Below are 10,202 nucleotides of genomic sequence, written 5' to 3'. Positions count from 1 at the left end.
TGGCGGGTTGGTGCTCCGAAAGGATGTGCAGCAGGCCATCAGCAGTGCCACCGGCTCCGCGACAATCACGGGTTCGCCCACCGACAACAGCAGCGAAAGCGTCGCCCCTGATCCGGTGGGTGCGGATACTGATCGCAAGTCGGGGCTGGAGATTGCCGCCCGCACTCCGCTGAAGGGGGTGCGGAAGACTGTGGCGGACACCATGGCCCGTAGCCGCCGGGAGATCCCCGAGGCAACGGTCTGGGTCGATGTGGACGCTACCGCACTGATGGACCTCAGGGCCTCACTCAAGGCAACAAATCCCGACCAGACCCCCGGGTTACTGGCTTTCGTGGCCCGGTTCGTGACAGCCGGGCTGGCAAAGTATCCGGACCTGAACACCCGAATCGTCACCGACGATGAGGGTCGCCAGGAAATTCTCAGCTTCGACGGGGTGAATCTGGGGATCGCCGCTCAAACCGATCGGGGTCTGATGGTGCCCTGCGTTCGACGCGCAGACACGCTGAGCGCCCGCGGGCTGGATGCGGAGATCCGCCGACTTACCGCCGTCGTGCGGGACGGCAAAGCCACGCCCGCCGAGCTGACCTCGGGGACGTTCACCCTGAACAACTACGGCGTGTTTGGAGTCGACGGTAGCGCAGCCATCATCAATCACCCCGAAGCTGCGATTTTGGGTATTGGCCGAATCATTGACCGGCCGTGGGTGGTGGGCGGTGCCCTGGCTGTGCGGAAAATTACCGAACTCACTCTGACCTTCGATCACCGGGTGTGTGATGGCGGTGTTGCCGGCGGGTTCCTGCGGTATGTGGCGGACGCGATCGAGAATCCGGGCACCGTGCTTGCAGACCTTTGAAGCGAGGGGCCCAGCGGTGACCGTACCGCTCATCGGCCCGGTAGCAGCCCCTGAGCAGCACGTGATGACCTTCAACATCCGACGGTCAATGCCACACCTTTTGCCTACCAACCGGGATTCCTGGGCGGTTCGCGCGCCTTTGGTGACCCGGCTCCTACGCGATGAGCAGCCCAGCCTGTTGGGCGTCCAGGAGGCACTCCCAACCCAGCTGGACGCGGTGCGGGCCGGGCTCGGACCCGACTACGCCGGCATCGGTCGGGGGCGCAACGACGATGGCAATGGTGAGCAGTGCCCGCTCTTTTACGACCGGCGCCGGCTGACGCTGCTCGACTGGGAGCAGTTTGCGCTCTCAAGCAAACCAACCGTTGCCGGTTCGACGTCGTGGGGAAACCGGATCCCCCGGATCGCGGTCCGTGCCAGGTTCAAGGATCTGGGCACGGGGAAGGACTTCGTGGTGATCAACACCCACCTGGACCATCTGTCCCGCCGCTCTCGCCTCTATTCGGCGGACACACTGCGACACCTGGTGCGGGACTCTCAACTCCCGGGCATCGTGATGGGGGACTTCAACATTGATGCGCCGTCCGGGCCCTACACGATCCTGACCGGGTCGGGGGTGCTGCGTGACACCTGGACCGCTGCGCACCGTCAACTCACCGAACAATGGGGCACCTTCCCCCATTATCGTAAGCCGCAGCGCGGCGCCAAGCGGATCGACTGGATCCTTTCCACCCCAGACTTCACCGTCCTGCGGGCAGGAATCAACGTCACCCGGTACGGTGGTGCGTGGCCGTCCGATCACGCCCCAGTGCAGGCTGTCCTGCTGCTGGGTGCCGGCGGCGCGTAGAACGGCCAGCACATCCATCGTTGTTGAGAGGAATCCATGTCTGAGACGCCAACAGTAGACACTGTGTCGAAGGAGACCGAGTCCCGTTGGCGGGAAGTGGGACCGCAGACCTGGATACTGCGTGACGCCGGATACCGGATCAACCCAGGTCTCGTCGTCGGCACCGAGCGGGCCCTCGTGATCGACACCGGTGCCGGCCCAGCGCAGGCCGCCGTCATCCTGGCCGCCGTCCGAGAACTCACGGACCTGCCGGTGACAGCTGTGAACACCCACTCCCACTTCGACCATGCGTTCGGCAATGCGTATTTCGCCGCACAGGGGGTCGAGGAAATCTGGGCCACCGCACGCTGCGCGGAAGACCTGGCGCAGACAGGAGAGCAGCAGCGTCAGTTCGTCGCAGAGCTCGAGCCAGCCATGGCCGACGACGCCGGTCCCCACACAGCCATCCACCCCGCCAACAAGGTGGTGGACGGTGGCCCCGTCGACCTGGACCTGGGCGGCATCAGCGTAACCCTGTTCCATCTGGGGGCCGGCCATACGGATAACGATCTCCTGATCGGCGCAGGCAACGTACTCTTCACCGGGGATCTGGTCGAAGAAGGCGGCGACCCGGGGTTTGAAGACTCGTATCCTGCGGACTGGATCCGCACCCTGGGCAAGATCGCCGCGCTGGAGGACCTTTATGACGTTTTCATCCCGGGGCACGGCAACCCGGTGGGCGTCGAATTTGTCACGGCACAGCTATATAAAATGCGCACCGCGGTGCGGGTCACCAAGGTGGCAATGGATGAAGCATCAGTGGACATGACCAAGGCCATCCCCATCCTGCCCTACGGCCCCGAACAATCCCGGGCGCTGCTCATTCGGTTGCGGACCCTCGCGCACTGGAAGTGGCATCAGGCCTCCAAGTCCTGATCCCAGGCTCCCGCCGGGCAATCCGCGCCCTACCCCGTGACGAACCTCATAATGAAGAGGATCATGGTGCTAACGGTGCCCAGGGCTTTGGAAAACAGCTCTGATCGGGATTCTGAGGGAAAGGCTAATCATGGATATTCGAAAGAGCGTTATGGGAGTACTTCTGGCCGGTGCACTGGTGGGAGTTGCCGGTTGTGGGGCGTCGGAGGAATCTGGCAGTGCGGCCCCGGAGCCGGAAACTACTACCACCAGTCCGGCGGCCTCCAGCCCGGCGGCCTCCAGCCCACCCGCCGCGCCAGCCGAGATCACCGAATCAGCTGAAACCCCGGCCGAGGCGGCCGAAGAGGTGGTCATCACCATCACAGACTTTGAATTCGAAGTTTCCGGACCGGTGGCACCGGGCGCCGAAGTAACCGTCATTAACAATGATTCTGTCGGCCACACTGTCACTTCGGATGAGGATGGCCTGTTCGATTCAGTCTTCGGCCCCAACGAGACTGTCACCTTCACGGCACCCGAGGACGCGGGGGAGTACTCCTTCTTCTGCACGCCGCACCCAGGCATGATCAGCACACTGGTCGTCGAGGAATGAGCAATCGGGCACTCGCCCACAACCGCCCGGTTCTAGTCGGTCTCCGCGTGGTGATCGCCATCGGACTGGCGATCGATGCGTTCGTCCATGTGCAACTCGCCGCCAACTATCAGATCGCGTATCCAGGGGGGATGGGCGGTGGCACCCTGTTCTGGCTGCAGGCGGCCGCGGCGGTGCTCGCTGCCCTCTACGTCCTGCTCAGGGGCAGCCGGTTGTCCTACCTCGTCGCCGCGGTGGTGGCTCTATCAGCATTCGCGGCTGTGGTGGTGTCGTCCTACGTCCAGCTGCCCGCGATCGGGCCCATCCCCGCCATGTACGAGCCGATCTGGTTCTTCGAAAAGGCCCTCAGTGCGGTCGCTGAGGGGGCGGCCGGAGTTCTCGCCGTCGTCGGGATGATTCTCGTGGGGCGGCGTACCCCTGAGGCCTGATCGATAAGAGGGCGAACAGCGCCGGTGGCTACAGTAGAAGCGTGCCGGGCGAATCGTTCAACCTCAAGTCGATCGCTGTCGGCGCTTACGGCCCGTCGCTGCTCTATGGGATGGCGACGGGGGCGATCCTTCCAGTAATAGCGCTCTCGGCGCGCAGCCTCGGGGCTGACATTGCGACGGCGGCACTGATCATCACCCTCACCGGGATCGGCTCCCTGGTCACCAACGTGCCCGCAACGCTCCTGACCACCCGGTTCGGTGAACGGTGGGCCCTGGTCGGGGCGTCACTCTGGTGCTCGACGGCGATGGTACTGGCCTTGCTGGCCCCCAACCTCGCCGTGTTCGCCGCAGCCATCTTCATGATCGGGATGGCCGGTGCCGTTTTCGGTCTGGCCCGCCAGAGTTACCTCACCGAAGCCGTTCCCATCCACTTCAGGGCGAGGGCGCTGTCCACGCTCGGCGGTGTCACCAGGATCGGCGTTTTCCTCGGCCCTTTCGCGGCGGCTCTGGCCATGAGCTTCGCTGGATTGGCTGGTGCGTACTGGGTGGGGGCGGGGGCCGCTCTCGCTGCTGCCGCCCTGAGCAGCAGGGTGCCTGAGCTGGTCGCCCCCGGGCGGTTGGCCATGAACGGATCCACTGCCCTCGAGCGGGTAGCGGACCCGCCGTCGTCGGCCCCGACAGTCCGGTCCATTCTGCGATCCCACCGCAGGGTTTTTGCGACGGTGGGCATTGGTGTCCTGCTGATCGCCGCCATCCGGGCCACCCGACAGGCGGTGTTGCCGCTCTGGGCGCAGGATATCGGTCTGGACGCCACCACCACTGCCCTGATCTATGGCCTGTCCGGCGCCATCGACATGCTGATCTTCTACCCGGCCGGGAAGATGATGGACGTCAGGGGGCGGCGGTGGGTTGCCGTACCCTGCATGCTGATCATGGGCGTAGCGCTGATCCTGTTGCCCTTCACCGGCGATGCAGTGGGGCTGCTGCTGGTGGCGCTCCTGATCGGATTCGGCAACGGTATCGGCTCGGGCATCGTGATGACCCTGGGGGCTGACTTCTCACCGAATCCCGGCCGGCCCCAGTTCCTTGGAATCTGGCGGCTACTCAGCGATGTCGGGACCATGACCGGCCCGGGGGTTCTTGCGGCGGTCACCGCCGTCGCGACCCTCTCCGCAGGCATCTGGGCGACTGGCGGGCTGGGCCTCCTTGCCGCGGCAGTCTTGTGGTTCTGGGTGCCCCCGCACCGGCCGACGTCGCTCGCCCGGAGCTAGCCCACGCGGCGCCGTGCCTGATGGCTGAACAGACAGCTGGCAGCAGCGCTGAGGGTGAACCCCACCCCAACGATCATTGACAGCCCGGACCAGAAGAACAGGGGAATGCGTGCTGTCCCGGGGACGGGCGCGGGTCCGATGAGCTGGACGTACAGGTACAGGATGACACCGAGTGCGAGCCCTGCCACTCCCGCAGCCCAGCAGAAGGTGAGCCACAACCGTGAGGCCGCCCAATGCTCGCCGTAGCCGGACCACACATTCCAGGCGTTGCCGAACCGCATGATCAGCAGACCGCCCAGCAGGGTCCACGCACCCACCACCAGGAAGGCCGCGATGACGTCTGCGGGACGATGCCACAGGTTGAGGAAGGTGGTGGCCCCGGCCGCCACCGAATAGGTGCCACCGGCTGCGGCAGCCAACGGTCTCCACCTCGGAGTGACCACCAGGAAAATCGCTGCAGCAGCTGACGCGGCGAGAGTGGTGTGGCCGGACGGCAGCGAGTTGAAGTCGAGCGTCGGCACGCCCCGGTCGGGGCGATCGAACAACAGGTTCTTCAGGACCTGGGTGGTGAGGTTGGCCCCGGCAATGGTTCCCAGGGCGATCACCGCTGCCGACCACCGCTGCCTGCGTAGCGTCACGAACAGGATGACCGCCGCAGCGAACAGCACCGACAGCGCCGGCAGGCTGTCCAGAAACTGGAGGAAGGGTTGCTGCGAGTCGGGGGCCGCGAAACCAGCCTCACGCCAGGCCGATTCGTCCGCGAACTGGCCGGTGCTGGTCCGCACGAACGCCCAATAGGTCCAGCCCAGCGCCACGGCACACACCAGCGAACCCATCAGGAACAGTGATGGGTTCCGGGCGGCGGGAAGTTTCCTCCCCGTCGGGTTCGCGGATTTTTGTGGGCTCACCCTGCAAGACTTCCATACCGGCGCTGCACTTCTGCAATCCAATCGTGATCTTCCGGCAGGCCGTGATGCCGGCCCGGCTACGCACAATGAGAACATGGGTTGGCATACTGGGCCTCTGGCGGCATCGCTCGCCGCGATCGCGGTGGCAATGTCTGCGTGCGGTGCGGTCGGGGTTCCGACGTCGGCGCCTACCGGTTCGAGCCCCGCCGATCCAGTGGTGCCTGATCCATCCCCGTCCAGCGGCATCGCGGCGACAGGGGAGGTGCTGGCCCAAACGACCGTCTGGCAGCAGGGCGATGGTCTTCCCCAGCTTTGCCTTGGCGCGGTTGGGGAGTCCTATCCGCCCCACTGTGGTGGCCCCGTGGACCTGCTCAACTGGGACTGGGACGCCGTTGAGCAGTTCGAAACCGCCTCCGGGGTGACGTGGGGCACTTACGCCGTCCAGGGAACCTGGGACGGCAAAGCCTTCACCCGGACCCAGGAACCCATCCCGCTCTCGCTGTACGACCCGATGGCCGACTTCGATCCGCGACTGGACCCAGCGAACCCCGGATCCAATGACGAGGCCACCCTTGAAGGGATCGAGCTCGACATCCGGGCGTCGGGCGACCCGGTGATCTACTCGTCGATAACGAACGGTTATCTGGTTGTCGCAGTCGACTATGACGACGGTACCCGCCAGGAACGCTACGATCGCGAGTTCGGGCCGGACACGGTGATCGTCCAGTCGGCACTCCGGCCGGTGCCCTGAGCGACGACGTCCTGGGTTCGGTGAGGAGCACCGTCGCGCTGCCTGAACCCGGTCGCGTAGCCTGAACCCGTGAGTACACTTCCCTCAACCGCCGAGCTTCTCGCAGTCGCCCGTGTGGTCTCGATTCCCATGCGGGTGACCTTCCGCGGGGTCCAGCACCGTGAGGCGCTGCTGGTGCAAGGGCCGGCCGGCTGGGGCGAGTTCTGCCCGTTCCCTGAATACGACGACGCCGAGGCCGCGCCGTGGCTACGGGGAGCCATCGAGGCCAGCTGGGAGGGCTTCCCCGCTGCTGTTCGCGGGAAGGTTGCAGTCAACGCGACGGTCCCGGCTGTCCCAGCCAGTGAGGTCGAATCGGTGCTTGCCCGGTTCGGTCCGGTTACCGCGGTCAAAGTGAAGGTCGCCGAACGGGGCCAGACCCTTGCCGACGACCTGGCCCGCGTCGCCGAGGTGCGGCGGCTGCTACCGGCTGCAGGGCTGCGCGTTGACGCCAACGGCGGCTGGACTGTTGCTGAGGCGGTGATCGCCCTCACGGTGCTGGCCGAGCACGGCCTTGAGTATGCGGAGCAACCGGCGATGACCATTGACCGGCTCCGCGCCGTCCGGCTCGAGTTACGCCGTCGGGAGATCCCCGTCCTCATCGCAGCCGACGAGTCCGTCCGGAAAGAATCCGACCCGTTGCGCGTGGCACGCGAAGATGCTGCCGATCTGCTGGTCATCAAGGCTGCGCCACTTGGCGGGGTCCGGCGGGCCCTGGACATCGTTGCGCAGGCCGGGCTTCCCGCCGTCGTCAGCTCCGCCCTGGATACCTCGGTGGGAATCAGCGCCGGGGTGGCGCTCGCGGCCGCGCTGCCGGAGCTGCCGTACGCCTGCGGACTGGGCACCGTCTCTCTCATGCGCGGCGACGTCACCGAACGGTCGCTGGTGCCCGACGGCGGCTGGCTGGCGGTGGGCAAGGTCCAGGTCTCCGATGACCTGCTGGAGCGCTATGCGGCAGATCCTGAACGGACCGCCTGGTGGCTCGACCGGCTCGAACGCACCCGGGCACTGCTCGGCTCCGCCTAGATCTCCCACCCCCTCCGCCTCTTGGATCCGGGGTGGCGGGGGGCCGAAACCGGCAAAAGTCCTGCGGAATGGCTGAACGGAGGCGGAAGTTCACCTTCCTGTCACCTGGACTGCCCGCAGTGTTAGCCCGGCCTTGTCAGTGTGGAAGCTGCTCACCCCGCTCCACTGCTGGAAGGCACCACATGAGTGACACGAAGAAGCGCTTTTTGCCCATGCTTGGCCACACGAATGGAAAGCGCAGCGCGGTGACGTGCGCGTTGAAGTGTGACAATGCGTGCGCTTCGGCAGTCTGCAACACGTCCGACAACAGCTATTTCAGGGATGTCGTCTCCTCTGAGTACTCCCGCCGGAACGTGCTTGGCGTCGGTGCCGTCGGGGCGCTGGCCCTCATCGTTGGTGGACAGACAGGCACCCGGGTGCCGACAGATCCCCAGCTGGCGCCCGCCGTCGCCCTCCAAAAGCGGGGGCCCCGGAGCAACCTGAAGTTCGCCCCGATCCGTCCGGTAGATGCTCTGGTAGATGATTTCACGGTGCCGAAGGGCTTCACCTGGCAACCGATTATCCGCTGGGGCGATCCCCTGTTCCGCGAGTCGCCGGTGTTCGACGTCTTTAACCAGTCCGAGGCCGCACAGCAACTGCAGTTTGGCTACAACTGCGATTACACGGACATTCTGGATCTGCCGGGAAGCAAGGGCAAACGGGCCGTGATGTTCGTCAATCACGAGTACACCAACGAACCCATCATGGTGCCACCCAGTCTGCCGGCCGCGGAGGTGCGGGGTATCGGCCGCGCAGCGCACGGTCTGACAGTGGTGGAACTGGAGCGTCAAAACGCTTCGAAGGCCTGGAAGTATGTTCAGGGCGCACCGTTGAACCGTCGCTTCCTGCTCGACACCCCCTACGAGTTGACGGGTCCCGCCGCCGGATCCGATTTGGTCAAAACCATTGATGATCCCGCGGGCCGAACCATTCTCGGAACCCTCGGCAACTGCGCCGGCGGAACCACTCCCTGGGGAACTATCCTGTCAGGGGAGGAAAACTTCAACGGCTACTTCGTCAGCCCGGGAACCAGTGCCTCGGACCGTAGATACGGGCTCACCGCGTCTCCGACGGCCCGTGGCTGGGAGGTCGACGAACCTCGGCTGGATACCCGGAACAAGGGATACCAGAACGAAGCGAACCGTTTCGGTTACATCGTCGAGGTGGACCCCTTCGACCGGACCTCGACGCCGAAGAAGCACTCGATGCTTGGCCGCTTCAAGCATGAGGGCGCCAACGTGATCGTGGCTGGCGACGGCAGGGTGGTGGCTTATTCCGGTGACGACGAGCGGTTCGATTACCTCTACAAGTTCGTCTCCCTGAACCGGATGGACACCGCCGGCACTCCCGCAGCTCGGCGGAAGAACATGACGCTCCTCTCCGAGGGGTCGCTCTACGTGGCGCGGTTCCAGGGCAACTCGGCCCCCGAAATTGATGGGTCCGGCGATCTGCCCACCGACGGGGAGTTCGACGGCGTCGGCGAGTGGTTGCCACTGATCGTCAACAACAAGTCGGCAGTGCCGGGAATGAGCGCTGCTGAGGTAGCGGTCTATACCCGGCTGGCCGCCGACAAGGTGGGTCCCACCAAAATGGACCGGGCCGAAGACGTGGAGCCGAACCCCAGCACCGGCAAGGTTTACGTGGCCTGCACCAACAACACCAACCGCGGTGTCGGCGCCAACTCGCCTGCTGACGAGGCGAACCCGCGAACCGCTAACCGGTCGGGACATGTCGTTGAGATCACCGAGAACGGCGGAGACCAGACCTCTGCTCGGTTCACCTGGAACCTGTTGATGGTCTGCGGTGACCCGGCCAATGACCCCACCGTGTACTTCAGCGGATTTCCAGCGCAGAAAGTCTCGCCGATTTCATGCCCGGACAACCTGGCGTTCGACTCGGTCGGCAATCTGTGGATCTCCACTGACGGGCAGCCGGGCACCATCGGGTACTGCGATGGCTTGTTTCAGGTCACCCTCGACGGGGAGGAACGCGGCAAGGTGGAACAATTCCTCGCCGTACCACGGGACGGCGAGACGTGTGGGCCGATCATCAGGGACAAGGACCGCCACGTTTTCGTTGCAGTCCAGCACCCGGGGGAGAACGGCGTCTGGGGAAACCAGACCTCCCTGTTTCCCGACTATGTTGCTGATGGCAGTAAACCGCGCAGCGGCGACGCAGCGGTGCCACGCCCCTCGGTGATACAGGTCCTTCCGGGTAAAGACAAACGTCCCGGTCGTGGCCGCGGTGCGGGCAGGCTGCACAGTGACGACGATCGCGGCGGCAGGGAAGCGAAGGCAACAGGCAACCGTTAGCCCCACTTTCCGCCGGGACCCCCCGCCCTTCCCATCGAGTCAGCACAGATAGCCGGTTTGGCGCCGGAATCCTGTCAGATGTGTTGACTCGATCCGGGTGGGGGAGCGCGTTCTGGGCGGGGGAGCGCGTTCCGGGTGGGGGACGAGCGCGGAACCCGATGTGTGAGGATTGAAGCGTGAATGAGCAGCTGAACTCCGTCGACGCCGCCCGGCTAGCCGTTGCC

General features: G+C 65.2%; 10 protein-coding genes. 9 read left to right on the top strand and 1 reads right to left on the bottom strand.

What is annotated here, in order from left to right:
* From B384_RS0103890 to B384_RS0103865, 6 genes are all read left to right on the top strand, one after another.
* The coding region (locus tag B384_RS0103890) for a dihydrolipoamide acetyltransferase family protein (protein WP_019481834.1) at positions 1-853 on the top strand (853 nt) is incomplete at its 5' end.
* 16 nt (positions 854-869) lie between these two features.
* Positions 870-1,700 (top strand): endonuclease/exonuclease/phosphatase family protein, encoded by an 831-nt coding sequence (locus B384_RS0103885; protein ID WP_019481833.1) that lies wholly within the window; start codon positions 870-872, stop codon positions 1,698-1,700.
* 36 nt (positions 1,701-1,736) lie between these two features.
* The gene (locus B384_RS0103880) at positions 1,737-2,615 is read left to right on the top strand and encodes an MBL fold metallo-hydrolase (protein ID WP_050994838.1); all 879 of its coding nucleotides are present in this window, start codon (positions 1,737-1,739) and stop codon (positions 2,613-2,615) included.
* A 130-nt stretch (positions 2,616-2,745) separates the two neighbouring features.
* A complete protein-coding gene (locus B384_RS19580; protein ID WP_083850821.1) occupies positions 2,746-3,207 on the top strand; it encodes a cupredoxin domain-containing protein in 462 nt (153 codons plus the stop codon).
* Positions 3,204-3,635 carry a hypothetical protein gene (locus tag B384_RS0103870; protein WP_019481830.1) on the top strand — a complete coding sequence of 144 codons (432 nt, stop codon included), beginning with the start codon at positions 3,204-3,206 and terminating at the stop codon, positions 3,633-3,635. The genes B384_RS19580 and B384_RS0103870 overlap by 4 nt, the downstream gene beginning before the upstream one ends.
* A gap of 41 nt (positions 3,636-3,676) precedes the next feature.
* Complete coding sequence (locus B384_RS0103865; protein ID WP_019481829.1) at positions 3,677-4,906, top strand: MFS transporter; 1,230 nt, start codon at positions 3,677-3,679, stop codon at positions 4,904-4,906.
* On the opposite strand, the gene B384_RS0103860 is transcribed toward B384_RS0103865, so the two are convergent.
* On the bottom strand, positions 4,903-5,814 hold the full coding sequence (locus B384_RS0103860; protein WP_024476346.1) for a phosphatase PAP2 family protein: 912 nt from the start codon (positions 5,812-5,814) through the stop codon (positions 4,903-4,905). The genes B384_RS0103865 and B384_RS0103860 overlap by 4 nt on opposite strands.
* Positions 5,815-5,908: 94 nt before the next feature.
* Here B384_RS0103860 and B384_RS20460 point away from each other — a divergent pair, with 94 nt between their 5' ends.
* The 3 genes from B384_RS20460 to B384_RS0103845 all read left to right on the top strand — a co-directional run bounded on the left by B384_RS20460 (position 5,909) and on the right by B384_RS0103845 (position 9,978).
* Entirely contained in the window at positions 5,909-6,565 is a 657-nt protein-coding gene (locus B384_RS20460; protein ID WP_026040952.1) for a hypothetical protein, read from the top strand.
* Between the two features lie 69 nt (positions 6,566-6,634).
* Positions 6,635-7,627, top strand: a complete 993-nt coding sequence (locus B384_RS0103850) for an o-succinylbenzoate synthase (RefSeq protein WP_019481826.1) — start codon at positions 6,635-6,637, stop codon at positions 7,625-7,627.
* Between the two features lie 182 nt (positions 7,628-7,809).
* Positions 7,810-9,978, top strand: a complete 2,169-nt coding sequence (locus tag B384_RS0103845; protein ID WP_019481825.1) for a PhoX family protein — start codon at positions 7,810-7,812, stop codon at positions 9,976-9,978.
* Positions 9,979-10,202 lie beyond the last annotated feature (224 nt).

The organism is Arthrobacter sp. TB 23 (genome assembly GCF_000294595.1).
Taxonomy (GTDB): domain Bacteria; phylum Actinomycetota; class Actinomycetes; order Actinomycetales; family Micrococcaceae; genus Arthrobacter_D.
This window is presented reverse-complemented; position numbering and strand designations above follow the sequence as displayed.

What these genes read in the sequence shown, in the direction of transcription:
- B384_RS0103880 (WP_050994838.1), top strand. Translation starts at nt 1,737, where the DNA reads ATGTCTGAGACGCCAACAGTAGACACTGTGTCGAAGGAGACCGAGTCC.
- B384_RS19580 (WP_083850821.1), top strand. Translation starts at nt 2,746, where the DNA reads ATGGATATTCGAAAGAGCGTTATGGGAGTACTTCTGGCCGGTGCACTG.
- B384_RS0103870 (WP_019481830.1), top strand. Translation starts at nt 3,204, where the DNA reads ATGAGCAATCGGGCACTCGCCCACAACCGCCCGGTTCTAGTCGGTCTC.
- B384_RS20460 (WP_026040952.1), top strand. Translation starts at nt 5,909, where the DNA reads ATGGGTTGGCATACTGGGCCTCTGGCGGCATCGCTCGCCGCGATCGCG.
- B384_RS0103845 (WP_019481825.1), top strand. Translation starts at nt 7,810, where the DNA reads ATGAGTGACACGAAGAAGCGCTTTTTGCCCATGCTTGGCCACACGAAT.